This is a genomic window from Bacillus salipaludis (assembly GCF_004358205.1).
The window spans coordinates 48,059-63,338 of the sequence record NZ_SMYO01000002.1; the positions used below are offsets into that span (position 1 = coordinate 48,059).

14 protein-coding genes and 1 riboswitch are annotated in these 15,280 nt (G+C 39.0%); of the genes, 9 read left to right on the forward strand and 5 right to left on the reverse strand.

The window, feature by feature from the left end; genetic code table 11:
- The first annotated feature begins 40 nt into the window (after positions 1-40).
- From E2K98_RS03000 to E2K98_RS03010, 3 genes are all read left to right on the forward strand, one after another.
- The gene (locus E2K98_RS03000; RefSeq protein WP_133332816.1) at positions 41-949 is read left to right on the forward strand and encodes a LysR family transcriptional regulator; all 909 of its coding nucleotides are present in this window, start codon (positions 41-43) and stop codon (positions 947-949) included.
- Positions 946-2,187: a beta-ketoacyl-ACP synthase II gene (fabF, locus tag E2K98_RS03005; protein WP_133332817.1), complete on the forward strand. Its 1,242-nt coding sequence runs from the start codon at positions 946-948 to the stop codon at positions 2,185-2,187. The genes E2K98_RS03000 and fabF overlap by 4 nt, the downstream gene beginning before the upstream one ends.
- A gap of 299 nt (positions 2,188-2,486) precedes the next feature.
- Complete coding sequence (locus tag E2K98_RS03010; protein ID WP_133332818.1) at positions 2,487-4,043, forward strand: malate:quinone oxidoreductase; 1,557 nt, start codon at positions 2,487-2,489, stop codon at positions 4,041-4,043.
- Between the two features lie 115 nt (positions 4,044-4,158).
- Here E2K98_RS03010 and E2K98_RS03015 read toward each other — a convergent pair whose 3' ends face one another.
- Positions 4,159-5,121 (reverse strand): hypothetical protein, encoded by a 963-nt coding sequence (locus E2K98_RS03015; RefSeq protein ID WP_133332819.1) that lies wholly within the window; start codon positions 5,119-5,121, stop codon positions 4,159-4,161.
- A complete protein-coding gene (locus tag E2K98_RS03020; protein WP_133332820.1) occupies positions 5,121-6,065 on the reverse strand; it encodes an ABC transporter permease subunit in 945 nt (314 codons plus the stop codon). The genes E2K98_RS03015 and E2K98_RS03020 overlap by 1 nt, the downstream gene beginning before the upstream one ends.
- A gap of 197 nt (positions 6,066-6,262) precedes the next feature.
- Between E2K98_RS03020 and psiE the strand changes: the two genes are divergently transcribed.
- Complete coding sequence (gene psiE, locus E2K98_RS03025; protein ID WP_133332821.1) at positions 6,263-6,706, forward strand: phosphate-starvation-inducible protein PsiE; 444 nt, start codon at positions 6,263-6,265, stop codon at positions 6,704-6,706.
- 63 nt (positions 6,707-6,769) lie between these two features.
- Here psiE and E2K98_RS03030 read toward each other — a convergent pair whose 3' ends face one another.
- The 3 genes from E2K98_RS03030 to E2K98_RS03040 form a co-directional block, all read right to left on the reverse strand.
- Entirely contained in the window at positions 6,770-7,504 is a 735-nt protein-coding gene (locus E2K98_RS03030) for an anti-sigma factor (protein WP_133332822.1), read from the reverse strand.
- Positions 7,494-8,078 carry an RNA polymerase sigma factor gene (locus tag E2K98_RS03035; RefSeq protein ID WP_133332823.1) on the reverse strand — a complete coding sequence of 195 codons (585 nt, stop codon included), beginning with the start codon at positions 8,076-8,078 and terminating at the stop codon, positions 7,494-7,496. The genes E2K98_RS03030 and E2K98_RS03035 overlap by 11 nt, the downstream gene beginning before the upstream one ends.
- A 113-nt stretch (positions 8,079-8,191) precedes the next feature.
- Complete coding sequence (locus E2K98_RS03040) at positions 8,192-8,665, reverse strand: COG4315 family predicted lipoprotein (RefSeq protein ID WP_133332824.1); 474 nt, start codon at positions 8,663-8,665, stop codon at positions 8,192-8,194.
- Between the two features lie 260 nt (positions 8,666-8,925).
- On the opposite strand from E2K98_RS03040, the gene E2K98_RS03045 reads away from it, so the two are divergent.
- From E2K98_RS03045 to E2K98_RS03065, 5 genes are all read left to right on the forward strand, one after another.
- The gene (locus tag E2K98_RS03045; RefSeq protein WP_133333213.1) at positions 8,926-9,975 is read left to right on the forward strand and encodes an LLM class flavin-dependent oxidoreductase; all 1,050 of its coding nucleotides are present in this window, start codon (positions 8,926-8,928) and stop codon (positions 9,973-9,975) included.
- Positions 9,976-10,056: 81 nt separating this feature from the next.
- Positions 10,057-10,136: riboswitch (ZMP/ZTP riboswitch) on the forward strand.
- Between the two features lie 141 nt (positions 10,137-10,277).
- Positions 10,278-11,477: a phosphoglycerate dehydrogenase gene (locus E2K98_RS03050; RefSeq protein ID WP_133332825.1), complete on the forward strand. Its 1,200-nt coding sequence runs from the start codon at positions 10,278-10,280 to the stop codon at positions 11,475-11,477.
- A gap of 148 nt (positions 11,478-11,625) precedes the next feature.
- Positions 11,626-12,999, forward strand: coding sequence for a polysaccharide pyruvyl transferase family protein (locus tag E2K98_RS03055; protein ID WP_133332826.1), 1,374 nt, complete (start codon positions 11,626-11,628; stop codon positions 12,997-12,999).
- Positions 13,000-13,076: 77 nt separating this feature from the next.
- The gene (locus tag E2K98_RS03060; protein WP_133332827.1) at positions 13,077-14,240 is read left to right on the forward strand and encodes a M20 family metallopeptidase; all 1,164 of its coding nucleotides are present in this window, start codon (positions 13,077-13,079) and stop codon (positions 14,238-14,240) included.
- A 231-nt stretch (positions 14,241-14,471) separates the two neighbouring features.
- Positions 14,472-15,248: an ABC transporter substrate-binding protein gene (locus E2K98_RS03065; RefSeq protein ID WP_133332828.1), complete on the forward strand. Its 777-nt coding sequence runs from the start codon at positions 14,472-14,474 to the stop codon at positions 15,246-15,248.
- Positions 15,249-15,280: the final 32 nt, after the last annotated feature.

The window sequence follows — 15,280 nt, forward strand, 5'->3', positions numbered from 1 at the left end:
ATATAAAAAAAATCTATATGGCAAAAATTAGGAGGAAATCGTGGATTACCGTGATTGGGAGATACTGAAAGTCCTCTATAGTGAGAAGAACCTAACGAAAGCAGCAAGGCTTTTGTTTATTACCCAGCCTGCATTAACTAATCGATTAAAGCAAATGCAGGAGGAATTAGGTGTCAAAATTGTAACCCGTGAAAGCAGAGGGATCCATTTCACCCCAGAGGGAGAATATCTTGTTCAGTGTGCCGATAATATCCTTGCTCAATATAACAAAATAGTAGAGCATGTCCGGAATATGAGTCAAACGTCTGGCAATGAGGTTGTAGGAACAATGAAATTGGGAGTATCCAACTTCTTTGCCAATTATGAACTGCCCTATATTTTGAAATTATTTAAAAACCAGTATCCTCATGTGGAATTTAAAGTGATTACAGGCTGGAGTAAAGATGTAACGAAACTTATACACAATAAGGATGTTCATATCGGATTTGTTCGCGGTGACTATAACTGCAGAGGACTGAAGAAGCATTTATTATTTGAAGAAACCGTTTCTGTTACATCGAAGGAAGCAATTGATATTGCCGATTTGCCAAATCTACCCAGAATTGACTATAACGGAGATTTCTTATTAAAATCATTAATTGATAATTGGTGGGCCGAAAATTATTCACAGCCGCCGTTTATCAGTATTGAAGTGGACCAGGTTGATACTTGTAAGGAAATGGTTATAAATGGATTAGGCTATGGCTTCTTGTCCAGCCGTATACTTAATGAAATAGATGATTTATATAAAATAGTTTTAACCAGCCAAAAAGGAAATCCTATATTACGGAGAACATGGATGTATTACCATAAGGAATCCTTGGAATGGAATGTTGTGAAGGCTTTTGTGAACTTTATTGAGGGATTGAATGATCATTTGAATAATGAATTAAGGGAGAGCAATAGATGAATCGAAGAATAGTGGTTACTGGTATTGGGGCTGTCACTCCCTTGGGGAATGATGTGAATGCAACATGGAATAATATCAAAAATGGTGTATCCGGAATTGGTCCGGCAACGATATTGGATGCAGAAAAAGTTGATATTAAAATTGCTGCAGAAGTAAAAAACTTTGCACCGGAAGAATTTATGGATAAAAAAGAAGCAAGAAGAATGGGCCGTTATAGTCAGTTTGCTGTTGCTGCAAGCAAAATGGCTGTTACGGATGCAGGGATTCAGATCGGTGTGGATATTCAGCCCGAACGGGTCGGAGTTTGGATTGGGTCAGGAATTGGTGGTTTAGGTGAATTTGAGGAACAACATCGAAAATTTATCGAAAAAGGTCAAAGAAGGGTGAATCCGTTTACGATTCCAATGTTTATCCCAGACATGGCAGCAGGCCAAGTCTCTATCGAACTTGGAGCAAAAGGAATCAACAATTGTTCCGTCACAGCTTGTGCATCAGGCGCTAATTCAATTGGTGATGCCTTCCGAGTGATCCAAAAAGGCGATGTTGACATGATGATTGCCGGCGGGACAGAAGCAACGATTACAGATATGACCGTTGCCGGATTTTCGAATATGACTGCACTTTCGAAAAATCCAGATCCAACATCAGCAAGCCGGCCATTTGATAAGAATCGTGATGGATTTGTTATCGGGGAAGGCGCTGGAATTTTGGTATTAGAAGAATTAGAGCATGCCCTAGCTCGTGGTGCTCACATATATGGAGAACTGATTGGATATGGTGCTACAGGAGATGCTCATCATATTACAACACCTGCACCTGAGGGAGAGGGGGCACAACGGGCCATGAAACTAGCATTAGCGGATGCCGATATCCCTCCGGAGCAGGTGGACTATATCAATGCTCATGGCACATCCACGTATTATAATGATTTGTATGAAACATTAGCGATCAAGGAAGTTTTCAAAGAACATGCGTATTCTCTTTCGGTAAGTTCGACAAAATCGATGACAGGACATTTGCTTGGAGCAACGGGTGCTATTGAGGCGATCTTTTCATTATTAGCCATCAAGGAAGGGATCCTCCCTCCAACGATTAATTATGAAACCCCTGATGAACAACTTGATTTGGATTATGTCCCCAATTTTGCTAAGAAGAAGGATATTCAGGTCGTGCTTTCAAACTCATTAGGATTCGGCGGACATAATGCCACATTAATTTTTAAAAAGTTTAGTAAATAGGACAAATTAATACAGATGAAAAGACCAAGGACACAAACCTGGCAAGAAGCTGGGTTTAAACCTTGGTTTTTCTGCCTTCATAAGTCATGTGGATGGACTTTCCTCTTTTTACAAGCTTTTAAACACCTTAAAACCTATCAAAATATTTTAATCTTTAAATATTAGTGATACACTATAAATAGGTTATAAATGAAATCATCCAGAAAAGATGTGCGACTAGGTGCGCAGGCTTGCTGTAATGCCTAAGCGGAACCACCTACATCCTTTCTGCAATTCTTAGGGGATAAGGGACGGTAATAATGAGTAACAAACAAACTAATACAGACGTTATCTTAATTGGTGCCGGAATTATGAGCGCTACTTTGGGGACACTTTTGAAAGAATTAGTACCGGACTGGAAGATTACAGTGTTTGAAAAGCTCGACAAAGCGGGAGAGGAAAGCTCTAACGAGTGGAATAATGCAGGAACAGGGCACGCCGCTCTGTGTGAGCTTAACTACACTGTTGAAAAACCAGACGGATCAATAGATATTAGCAAAGCAATCAGAATAAATGAACAGTTCCAGCTTTCAAGACAGTTTTGGTCCTATCTTGTAAATAAAAATCTCATAGATAATCCGCATGACTTTATCATGCCATTGCCTCATATGAGTTTAGTACAAGGGGAAGAAAATGTAGAGTTCTTGAAAAAACGTTTTCAAGCGCTTTCACACATTCCACTGTTCGAAGGGATGGAATTTTCTGAGGATCCGGAGAAATTAATGGAATGGATTCCACTTATTATGGAAGGCCGTACATCGCAGGAAGCAATCGCGGCCACTAAAATCGACTCTGGAACGGATGTCAACTTTGGTGCTTTAACCCGCATATTGTTTGATCACTTAAAGAATCAAAACGTTGATATTAAATACAACCATCAGGTAAATGATATTAAACGTACTAGCGACGGCTCATGGGAATTGAAAGTACGTAATGCTAATGGCGAAGTTGAACGCCATACGGCAAAATTTATCTTTGTTGGCGGCGGTGGCGGTTCTTTACCTCTACTGCAAAAAACGGGTATTCCTGAAAGTAAACATATTGGAGGATTCCCGGTAAGCGGATTATTCCTGGTATGTAACAATCCGGAGGTAGTAAATCAGCATCATGCAAAAGTATACGGCAAGGCTAAGGTTGGCGCTCCTCCAATGTCTGTGCCGCATCTTGATACTCGATTTATCGAAAATAAAAAATCATTACTATTTGGACCGTTTGCCGGCTTCTCACCAAAGTTCTTAAAAACTGGTTCAAACATGGATTTATTAAGTACGGTAAAACCGAATAATGTCTTCACGATGTTAGCGGCAGGTGCAAAAAACATTCCATTGACAAAATACTTGATCCAGCAACTGATGTTATCGAAAGAACAACGGATCGAAGAGTTACGGGAATTTATTCCGAATGCGAAAAGTGAAGATTGGGATATTGTAGTAGCGGGTCAACGTGTACAAGTTATAAAAGATACTGAAGCTGGCGGTAAAGGGACACTTCAATTTGGTACGGAAGTGGTTAGTGCCGCTGATGGTTCGGTCGCTGCACTCCTTGGTGCTTCTCCGGGTGCCTCTACTGCCGTTCACGTTATGCTTGAGGTAATAAAAAAATGCTTCCCGCAACATCTAAAAGCGTGGGAACCAAAAATAAAAGAAATGATTCCATCTTATGGAAAGTCACTAGTGGAAAACCCAGAGCTCTTCCACGAAATTAATAGTTTTACAGCGTGGATGCTTGGTCTAAGCGATGGCCGTTCATCTATTGACAATGAAAGAGATTTACAGAAAGAGTTACGTGATTTAGAAAAAGAAACGGTATCAGTTTAAAACGGTTAGAAAAAGCATCTATATAGATGCTTTTTCTTATGTTTATAAAAGTAATCGTAAGTTTGCATTGATAGCAGCTAAACAGCGTAATACTGTAGAACGGCGGCGATCCATTCTATCCTTTTATATCCACCGTTTCCCTCCTGAACCGCGGTAAGAACGGCTTCCTTTGGACAATTAATCCCTTGTGTTTTCTCGAATGATATTCTAGTATCCCCTCACCTAATGAAACAAAGGATAACATGGATAGGGTAATAAATAATGAGCTAAATAGAGGGACCCATGGAAAAGCATCAAAATCGATTAGGACATCAAATAAAAACATCGGCCAGATCATTGCTGTGTTATCGATTAGGTAAGCGCCGTTGATTTGTTGGACAAGGTTCTGGGAGATAAAAATTCCAAAGATTCCAAGCTGGCCTAGCAAAAATAGCATGCTCCCTAAATGCTGTACAAAGTAGGCAACGCACTGAGGATAGCAGCCGGGCCAATAATATTGTTTCCATAGTCCGAATGGTTTCGAACCCACCACAATTCCAGCCTCGTAATAGGTTTCTTTTTGAATCAGTAAGACCCCTTTGTAGACAACCTCCCCTACCTTTCCTAATTCAAATAGAATAAGAAAGCTAATCATCCAAATAGTGCGGTGAGGAGAAAGGATAAAAAATGGAATCGTTGACACGATAATAAAGTAAAAAAAGACAGGTATCCTTGAAAACAAATAATTCCACGCCTGTAAAAGCACCCTGAAAAAGGTCAAATGGGCAGAAGCCACACCAAAAGGAATGGCAAATAAAAATGTAATTAATGAAATCGTAAAGACAATCGTTAAGGTCCCGCGCGTTCCCATAATGAGAGCACTATAGATATCCCTGCCGGATTTATCAGAGCCCAACATGAATTCCTTATTTGGGGCAAAGGGAGGGAGGATAAAATCCAGATTGCTTTCAGGACCGACCACATATGTATGAGGAGTAACCTTTTTATCAACATTGGGCAGATAGGGGCCAAACATAAAAATGATGGCAAAAATACTACAGCCGATCAGACCAATCCACAATGAAGGTATTTTCCGCATTATAATCTTTCCCCCCTTTTGGGATTAAGAAAGAACTCAAGGAGCTGGTGAATCCATTGTGCAAATAATAAAAGAACCATGATTAATAAGCTAAAGCCGATGACGGCAGGTACATCAATCGGGAAAGCCTCCCCTGCCATAAACTTATTTTTAATATGGATGGCTGCGATTAACCGATAACCAATCCCGTGATACAGGGTTAAAAATTCTACGACAAACATTCCGGAAAATAAGATTAAGACAATCGGCATAAAATGCTGAAGCAGTTTAGGATAGCAGTTTTTTAGGATATGCCTCCAAAGGATCACTCGGTCCGGGACCCCTTTTGCTTTTGCTGTCTTTATATAATCCTTTTCATCTTCCTCTTCTAATGCTTGAAAGGTGTATTTGGCGATAATAAATGCTGGATACATGCTTAAAAATAGGATGGGAAGAAAGATACTGTACCATTTGTCATTTCCGTATAGGTCTACTCTTGGAAGAAGGCTGTGGCTTATGGCGAGAGATAAGAGGGCCTGAAAAAGGAAAATGAGGAAAAAGTCAGGAACAGCCTGCCCTAGCCAAGTAGATCCTCTTCCAAATAATCGCCCTATTTTATTATTTTGAAACCGATAATCGAAGACACCTTTATAGATTCCAATCATGATACTAAGCAAAAATGCTGGAAGGAGAATGGCAATGCTTCTTTTAAAATAAAGGAGAAGTTCTGTTTCGACTGGCTGATTAAACACCGTTGTTCCGAGGCTTTTCTTTGTTTTTACTCCTTCAACATAATCATAAATATTTTGTTTATAACCATCCCAAGTAAAATGGTAAGACATGACATCCTTAACACCTACCCGATGGGATTCTGTTTCCCGAGGCAATAAAATCACTAAAATTAAGATAATGGCCATACATCCCCATAGTAAAAGACTGCCGAATAAGCGTAAACAAAGATGCATTTATCCGTTTACCTCCAAAATTAATCAACTATGATTTTGTTAAATTTATACTGACTTTAATAATTATTACGTAAATTTTACTATAAAATAACATAATTTAATATTTTGATAATTTATAATTTTACTAGGGTGGAAATTTCTAAGATATAGAAGGTCAAAAAGGCAAGTTGTCTGATTGAATTGAGAGGAAGGTATGGATGTTTAAGATAAAAAACGGTGAAACTACGATTTTGTGCTTGATTCCAAAGATTCTTCAACTATTTTTAAATATGTCCCTCGTCTTACTAGGAATTATTTTATCTATTTTGCTAGTTAAGGAGTTAATTATTTTTATTCAGATTTTAGTTGAGGGAGGCAATAATGACTTTAAAATTTTCCTTGCCAATATCCTAATTTTCTTTTTATATTTTGAGTTTATTTCGATGATTGTAAAATACTTTAAAGAAGAATACCATTTCCCGATTCGATATTTTATCTATATTGGCATAACGGCAATGGTAAGAATCATTATTGTTGATCATGAACATCCAGTAAACTCTTTATTTTATGCTTTCATCATTTTAATCCTAATCATTGGGTATTTCATCATTAATTTTACTCCTCGTGAAAGGCCGGATAGCGCCATGAATAATAAAAAATAGGATTCATGTGAACCAGGACATGGAATTTGTACCCCATGTCCTGATTATTTAGATGGCCGGTTCCTAGGAAGTTCCCATTACTTTTTCACCTTTAGGTTGTGTATTATGCGGACTCGGTTCTAATGTAATGCCAATATCATCAAATAAATAATTTTCCGGCAGGCGGTAGGAAATTATGCCATTGCCGTTCTGATCAGGCTTTAAAGTACCAGCATTTTGACGAGTACCATTCTTTAACAGCCAAACCTGATACACTTCCTCATTTCTCGCCATTGGCATATTGGTTAACTCAATGACGAGGCTTGTATTCCGGCCTTCTTGAAGGAGATAGGCGATACCGTTTGCGGAAGAAGCTAAATCCTGCCCTTTTAAGTGATAGGTTCTAACAATTTGTGAAGGAGAAATTACTTTGTTTTCTAATGCAGTAATCGTGTTCCTTAAATGAAAATTACTCCATAAAATACCGATTAAACCTATAACTAAAAAGGCGGTAATACCAAAGGATAATGGTGAAAATTGCTTTGCTAAGAGGTTAAAGAAGGGTTGTTTTTTATCTTTCATATCTTGCGTTTGTGGTTCACTTTCATGAAAAATAAAGTCCATGACTTCTGATTTAAGTGATTTTGGAACGTCCACTTCTTTGAAATCGTACGAAAGCCTCTGCCATGTGTTTTGCAGGGAGTCTACTTCATTCTGACAGTTGAGACATGTTTTAAGATGACGCTCAAATTGATGTTTTTCATATTCAGTCAGTTCATCAATGATGTATAAAGACAGATTGTCACATTTATTTTCCATGACGAACCCCTCCTGTTTCTTCTTCAAATAAATTCCGCAGTTTTTTTAAGGTTTGATGCAGGCGACTTTTAATAGTGCCGAGAGGTTTTTTCTCCAGCTTGGCAATCTCACTTAAGGAGTACCCTTCCCAATATAATAAGTTAATAAGACGCTTCTGTGGTTCAGAAAGAAGCCGTTTTGCTTCTTGAATTTCTTGCTTTAAAAGATTTCTCGAGACTTGCTGGGATACATCCTCTATTTCTCGGTCATACATCTGCATCCATTCATGAGGCTCTAGTCGAACCATTCCTGATTGTTTTTGTTTTTTTCGAATGAGGTCAATTGCGATATTTCGGGTAATCGTGAGAAGCCAATTGGCAAATTTCCCTTGTTTCGAGTTGTATGTACTTTTTGTTGTCCATAGCCGAAGAAATACTTGCTGGACAATTTCCTTTGTTTCCTCCGCATCACCTTTTGTCATTTTTAAAGAAAAACTATAAACAAGTTTTACATAACGGTCATACAATTCTTCAAGTGCAGAGCGATGATTCTGGATAATTAATTCAATTAGTTCCTCATCTGTTTTCGATTTCAATTCCAAACGCTCCTCCTTTTTTAAAATTCTATCTATTCAGTATAAAATAAAAATAAATAAAGTTGAGCGAAAAAAAGAACCGCTGCAAAAGAACAGTTCTTTAGTAATATGAATTAGGGTGCCAATGCAGTAGTACTATTAACAAGGAACCAAACACCTTTTACTCCTTGCCCGTTAACATCGCCTGAAGCTTTATCTTTTACAAAGTAGTAAAGCGGGTAGCCCTTATAGGTTACTTGGTTTTTACCAGTGTCATCGCGATGAATCGTGCCAAAATCTCTTTTATTAAACCCTTTAGGAACCTCGAAGTGATCTGAATAAAAGGCAGGCCAGTTTTGAAGACATTCGCCTTTACAGTTTGTTATATTGGGCTCATCCTTGGCGAAGTAGTAAAGTGCCATGCCTTTAGAATCTGCAAGATATTCCCCCGCCTTTTTATTATCCATAACCTTCAAAGCCGTGGCAGGTTGACTTGCGGCCACCTTGACCTGGGTACTCGCCTCTTTGTCTTTTTTTTCAGTGCTACATCCAACTAAAAGGCCCCCTGCTAATAAAAGAAATGAGAATAACCAACTCCACTTTTTCATGCTTTATTCTTCCTCCTCCAAAATCATTCTTTACATTAAAAGAAACGAAGGAATGGCGAAAGCGGTTCGATTCAAAATAAACTTTTTTAAAATTAATTTGGATAATTTCAAAAAGGGTATAAATACCAAAGAGATAACAAAAAATTAGGAAGGTTTTAAGGCATAGTGCAGCTTGAAATGGATAAGCATTCGGATGGCGACAAGGATTAATTTTACGATATAGTGGAGGAAAGGATCAGATGAATGAGGAGGAATTATCATTGGAGATAGGTTTGAGCACGTTTGTGGAAACAACTCCGGACGTTCAAACAGGTGAGGTAATCAGCCATGCCCAACGTATACGTGAAGTAGTTGAGGAGATTGTCCTAGCCGATCAGGTTGGACTGGATGTTTTTGGAGTCGGTGAACATCACCGGAAAGATTATGCGGCTTCTTCCCCTGCCGTCGTGCTGGCTGCTGCAGCTTCACAGACAAAACGGATACGGCTGACAAGTGCCGTTACGGTGTTATCTTCAGCGGACCCGGTACGTGTTTTCCAGGACTTTGCTACGCTAGATGCGATTTCAAACGGGCGGGCAGAAATTATGGCGGGCCGGGGTTCTTTCATCGAATCATTTCCCCTGTTTGGTTATGATTTAAAAGACTATGATGAACTGTTTGAAGAAAAGTTGGAGTTATTATTGAGAATACGCGAATCTGAAAAAGTAACTTGGAATGGCGGACATCGACCAGCCATACATAATTTAGGGGTGTATCCATGTCCTGTTCAAGATCCCTTACCAGTATGGATAGGCAGCGGGGGGAATTCGCAATCTGTTGTTCGCGCTGGTATGCTCGGACTGCCGCTCGTTCTCGCCATTATTGGTGGAAGCCCGCTGCAATTTGCACCGCTTGTAAAGCTTTATAAAAGAGCTGCTGAGAAGGCCGGTCATGATGTATCGAAGCTTCCTGTTGCGTCCCATTCTCATGGATTTATTGCTGAGACTACAGAAATGGCAGCAGATAAATTCTTCCCATCGACCCAGCAAGCAATGAACGTGCTTGGGCGAGAACGCGGCTGGGGGCATTACAGCCGGGCGAGCTTTGATGCTGCAAGAAGCTTTGAAGGGGCACTGTACGTAGGCGATTCAAAAACTGTTGCTGAAAAGATTATTCATCTTCGCAAACATGTGGGAATCACACGTTTTATGCTCCATACGCCGGTTGGAACCATGCCGCATGAAGATGTCATGAAAGCCATCGAGCTGTTAGGGACAGAAGTGGCGCCACGTGTTCGTGAGGAAATTTCAAACTGGGAAAAGGAACTATAACTGGTAAAATCGAAATTTTTTAAATTTAAGAATTTTTTAGTTGAAGGTTTAAAGAGAACTTGATAAAATGGAAGAAATAAAAAGGCTATGTGTAACTGGCGAAGCGCGGAGAACCGTGAGGGAGCACATAGTATCGACAGCCGTTCGCCTGGGCAGAGGTAAGGGAATATACCCCTTGCCTCTTTCTGTTTATTAGGGGGAGATAAAAAGGAAATAACTGTTGACTAGCGTGAATATTTTTGATTATTTATAATAGTCTATAAGATTTTAAATCTAATAAAAAAAAAGAGGCGAAATTAAAAATGAGCACTGTAACTGTAGAAAAAATAAAAACGATTAAAACTTTAAATGCAATCGCAGAAAGCGGGCTAAAAGTTTTCAATAAGGATTCTTTTACAATCGACAATGAAAATGAAAATCCGGATGCCGTTGTAGTTCGAAGCTTCAATATGCATTCATTAGAATTCGGCGATCAATTAAAGGCGATTGCTCGTGCAGGCGCAGGGGTTAATAATATTCCGGTTGATAAATGTACGGAACAAGGAATTGTCGTTTTTAATACTCCTGGTGCCAATGCAAACGCAGTAAAAGAAATGGTTCTAACCTCTTTAATTGCTTCATCTCGTAATCTTTTTGCTGGTATTGCTTGGACAAAGGGGTTAGAAGTTGAAGGTAATCAAATTCCGAAGCTGGTGGAAGCAGGAAAGAAGCAATTTGTTGGAAAAGAAATTAAAGGAAAAACTTTAGGTGTCATTGGATTAGGTGCAATCGGTGCGCTTGTAGCAAATGATGCACTTGATTTAGATATGGATGTCATCGGCTTTGATCCGTTCATTTCTGTAGATACGGCTTGGAACCTATCCCGCAATGTACAGCGTGCTATGTCAATTGAACAGTTATTCGCGGAATCTGATTATATCACTGTACATGTGCCATTTACTCCTGATACAAAGGGAATGTTTAATAAAGAGACATTTAGCATCATGAAGCCGGGTGTGCACATTTTGAACTTCTCCCGCGGTGAGCTGGTAAATGAAGTGGATATGGCGGTTGCGCTTGAAGATGGAATCGTTGGCGAGTACATCACAGACTTCCCGAATGAAAATGTATTGCAAATGAAAAATACCATTGCCATCCCGCATCTAGGTGCATCGACACAGGAATCAGAAGAAAACTGTGCGATTATGGCATCACGCCAGGTGAAAGAATTTTTGGAGACTGGAAACATTAAGAACTCTGTGAACTTTCCAAATGCATCTTTACCATACACTGGAAAGACACGAGTAACAGCTTTCCATCGTAATGTTCCGAACATGGTTGGACAAATAACTTCTGCCATTTCAAGCTATGATTTGAACATCGCTGACATGGTAAATAGAAGCCGTGGTGACTATGCTTATACAATGATTGATATTGATAACGAAGTAAACAGTGATATTCTTCCTGCGATAGAAGAGAAAATTAACCAAATCGAAGGAATTGTAACAGCACGGATTATTTAATCGATAAAGCCTTAACTCTGCAAATGAGTTAGGGCTTTTTTCTCTTTTTAATGCCAAATAGTGGTTCTTAATGGTTTCTTAACTTATCCTATGGTAGCATTTAATGGTATTTTAATAAAAAATTAATTTAAGGGGTAAGTTTTTTATAATGAAAGAGATTCTAATCAGATCGGGCATATCGCCACTTGATACATTTGATGCACCACATATGATTGTGAATAATTCCATCGGCGGAAACGTAGGGAATCTCGTTTATGCCTTTAGTGTGTTCCGTACATTAATGACAGAAGAAACGATGATTACACCGGATTATTATGATATTGACCCGGATAAGGCTGATGAAATCAATGAAAAGTATAGTTGTTACATTATTCCATTGGCTGATGCCTTCCGAAATGACTTTGTTCCATCCTTACGCAAATATACGAAATTAATCAAAAAACTAACGATCCCAGTTGTGGTGATTGGTGTTGGTTTGCGTGCTCCATTTGAACCAAAGCTAAATGAGAGCTTCCCTTTTGATGAGGATGTCAAAGCGTTTGTTAGTGCTGTACTGGAAAAGTCAGCAATGATTGGTGTCAGAGGCGAAATTACCTCTCAATATCTATCAAAATTAGGTTTTCGCGAAAATATAGACCATACGGTTATTGGTTGCCCTTCCATGTATGCCTTTGGCAGAGAATTACAGATACGTGAAACGAATATCACAACCGATTCAATGGTTTGTGTTAATTCATCCCGCCTTTCTCCAAAGAATGTACTTGATTTTATTACAAGAGGTATGGAGGATTTTCCTAACCATTATTTTATTCCACAATGGTTGAAGGAAATGAGGCTTACTTTTGCCGGGGCGCCTGCTATAGCTGGATCGAGCAAAAATTACCCAGTGGCGATTTCACATCCAACTTATATGAACAATAGAGTACGTTTCTTTTTAAATGTATCTACTTGGTTAGATTTTTTAAAGCAAGCCGATTTAAGTTTCGGGGCCAGGCTTCACGGGAATATTGCCGCAACCATTGCCGGAACGCCTAGCATTTTAATTCCAAAAGACGCTAGAATGAGAGAATTAGCTGAGTACCATAATTTAACACATGTGAATGCAAATGAAATTACAAGTAAAACAAGACTGAGCGATTTAATTGAAAAAAGTGATTTTAAAGCGCCTATTAAAACACAAGCAGGAAATTTTGATAAATTCATCAGCTTTCTAAATAAAAATAACCTGGAACATATTTATAAAGATAATCACACACCTGCTAGAGTTCCTTTGGATGAGAAATTAGCGGAGATTCAGCCCCTCCCGCCTATTTCGCCAATTAGCAGCTGTGATTTGCAAGAAATTACAGAACGATGGGAAAACCTTTATCTGCTGGAATCTGCCAATAAAGATGAAAGGTTGAAAGAACTTCAAACAAAGCTCAGTGAAAAAGATCGAACCATTAAGAAATTGCAGGGGACATTAAATCGGAAATCGGTCCGATTCGCTCTAAAGACGGCAAATAAGTTTAGCTTTAGATAAAAAGTAAGTTCCTTGGAACTTGAAATTCGCTGCGGTAGGTTTCAAAATATATGTACACGACAAAGGGGGTTTTTACGATGAAAGATCAGTTAAAAAAAGAATTAGAATTCTTGCAGCATAGATTATGGGAAATTAGTGATCACTTGTATCATCACCCCGAATTAGGAGACCAAGAATTTGAGTCGATGGAGCTCTTAGTTGGTTTTCTTGAAGAGCATGGATTTACTGTTGAAAAAGGGATTGTTGGCCGCCCAACAGCCTTTAAAGCGGTGTATGACAGTAAAAAGGCTGGGCCTTCGATTGCTTATTTATCAGAATATGATGCATTACCCGGTGTTGGACATGGGTGCGGCCACAATATGATTGGAACGATGAGTGCAGGGGCCGGGGTTCTTCTAAGTAAAGTGGTCGATGAAATTGGCGGACGAATCGTGGTACTGGGAACTCCGGCGGAAGAAACGAATGGTGCAAAGGTTCCAATGGCGGAACAAGGGATTTTTGCGGATATTGATGCGGCCATGATCCTCCATCCTGCTGATGAATCGTATGAGAGCGGGGGTTCATTGGCAATGGATGCGATTCAATTTGATTTCCGGGGAAAATCAAGCCATGCAGCCGCATCTCCTGAAAAAGGGATTAATGCCCTTGATGCAGTGCTTCAATTATTCAATGGAATCAATGCCCTTCGTCAGCATGTGACATCTGATGTCCGGATCCATGGAATTATTAAAGAAGGCGGCGTTGCGGCCAATATTGTACCCGATAAGGCTGTAGCCCAATTCTATGTTCGCGCAGGCAACCGCAGCTATTTAAATGAGGTCGTTGAAAAGGTAAAAAATATCGCAAACGGTGCTGCGCTTATGACAGGTGCGGAAGTCCAAATCGATAATTATGAATTAAGCTATGATAATATGGTTACCAATCAAACCCTATCAGGGCTTTTTACAAAAAATCTATTCTCGGCGGGCATTAAGGAAGTCAAGAAGGCGAAGGAGTCGTACGGCTCAATTGATATGGGGAATGTCAGCCATGTCGTCCCGGCCATTCACCCTTATATTGGTTTAGATTGCCCAGGACTTGTTGCGCATACAACGGAATTTGCCGATACAACCATTACTGACAACTCCCATCGGATTCTTGCCAGCGGCGTCCTAGCTCTGGCTTATACAGGGTTTGACTTAATTATCGATAAAGAAGCGCTAGAAAACATAAAAAGTGAATTTTTATCCAATTGTAAATAAAGGAAATGTAAAACCAAGTACCTCTTTTTAATAGGGGTACTTTTTTTGGGTAAAATATTAATATAGGAAATTCTGGGGGGATTTTATTAATGAATAACGAATGTTTTCTGAATATTTTTATATTGGAAAAATATCTTTTCAAATGCAAAATTGCGTGTTAATATTCATCTAGTTGAATAAAAATTCAAATTTACATTCATAAAATACTTAATTTTTGTAGGAGGAGACATCATGAAGAAGACTTTATTATTTGCTACGATTATTTTTACTTTAGTGATAATGGCAGCTTGCGGTAAGAGCAATAATGAAGGAGCAGATAAAGAAAGCGGCAAAGCAAACAAAGTATTAACGATGGCGACATCAGCTGACTTTGCTCCATTTGAATCAAGAGATACAGCAGGAAATCCTCAAGGTTTTGATATTGATTTAGCGAATATGATTGCAAAAGAATTAGGATATAAGCTTGAAATTAAGGATATGAAGTTTGACGGTTTAATCGGAGCCCTGCAGGCTAACCGCGCAGACATGGTTCTTGCTGGTATGTCTGCTACCGAAAAACGTAAGAAAAATGTTGATTTCTCAACTGAATATAACCGCTCAGGTGAAATGTTTATTACCTTAAAGGGTTCTAATATTAAAACAGTAGATGATTTAAAAGGGAACACGGTTGGAGTTCAGCTTGGGACCATTCAAGAAGAAGGGGCAAAAGCACTTCAGAAAAAAGTTAAATTTGATGTGAAGCCACTAGATAATGCGACTACATTGATTCAAGAGCTTTTATCAAAACGTATTCAAGTAGCTTATATGGATAAATCAGTAGCTACCGGTTATATTAAAAAACAAAATTTGGCTGGATTTGATGATCCAACAAGCAGTTCTCCAGGAATGGCAGTTGCCTTCCCAAAAGGCAGCAAGCTTGTTGGTGATGTGAATGGTGTTCTTAAAAAGTTAGAAGACAACGGAAAGCTTCAGGAATTGAAGGATAAATGGTTGAAGAATCAACAGTAGTTTTTCATCAGTGTCAGACAGCTTAGAATAAA

What these genes read in the sequence shown, in the direction of transcription:
- psiE (WP_133332821.1), top strand. Translation starts at nt 6,263, where the DNA reads ATGTTTAAGATAAAAAACGGTGAAACTACGATTTTGTGCTTGATTCCA.
- E2K98_RS03055 (WP_133332826.1), top strand. Translation starts at nt 11,626, where the DNA reads ATGAAAGAGATTCTAATCAGATCGGGCATATCGCCACTTGATACATTT.
- E2K98_RS03030 (WP_133332822.1), bottom strand. Translation starts at nt 7,504, where the DNA reads ATGGAAAATAAATGTGACAATCTGTCTTTATACATCATTGATGAACTG.
- E2K98_RS03020 (WP_133332820.1), bottom strand. Translation starts at nt 6,065, where the DNA reads ATGCATCTTTGTTTACGCTTATTCGGCAGTCTTTTACTATGGGGATGT.
- E2K98_RS03050 (WP_133332825.1), top strand. Translation starts at nt 10,278, where the DNA reads ATGAGCACTGTAACTGTAGAAAAAATAAAAACGATTAAAACTTTAAAT.
- E2K98_RS03065 (WP_133332828.1), top strand. Translation starts at nt 14,472, where the DNA reads ATGAAGAAGACTTTATTATTTGCTACGATTATTTTTACTTTAGTGATA.
- fabF (WP_133332817.1), top strand. Translation starts at nt 946, where the DNA reads ATGAATCGAAGAATAGTGGTTACTGGTATTGGGGCTGTCACTCCCTTG.
- E2K98_RS03015 (WP_133332819.1), bottom strand. Translation starts at nt 5,121, where the DNA reads ATGCGGAAAATACCTTCATTGTGGATTGGTCTGATCGGCTGTAGTATT.
- E2K98_RS03010 (WP_133332818.1), top strand. Translation starts at nt 2,487, where the DNA reads ATGAGTAACAAACAAACTAATACAGACGTTATCTTAATTGGTGCCGGA.
- E2K98_RS03040 (WP_133332824.1), bottom strand. Translation starts at nt 8,665, where the DNA reads ATGAAAAAGTGGAGTTGGTTATTCTCATTTCTTTTATTAGCAGGGGGC.
- E2K98_RS03060 (WP_133332827.1), top strand. Translation starts at nt 13,077, where the DNA reads ATGAAAGATCAGTTAAAAAAAGAATTAGAATTCTTGCAGCATAGATTA.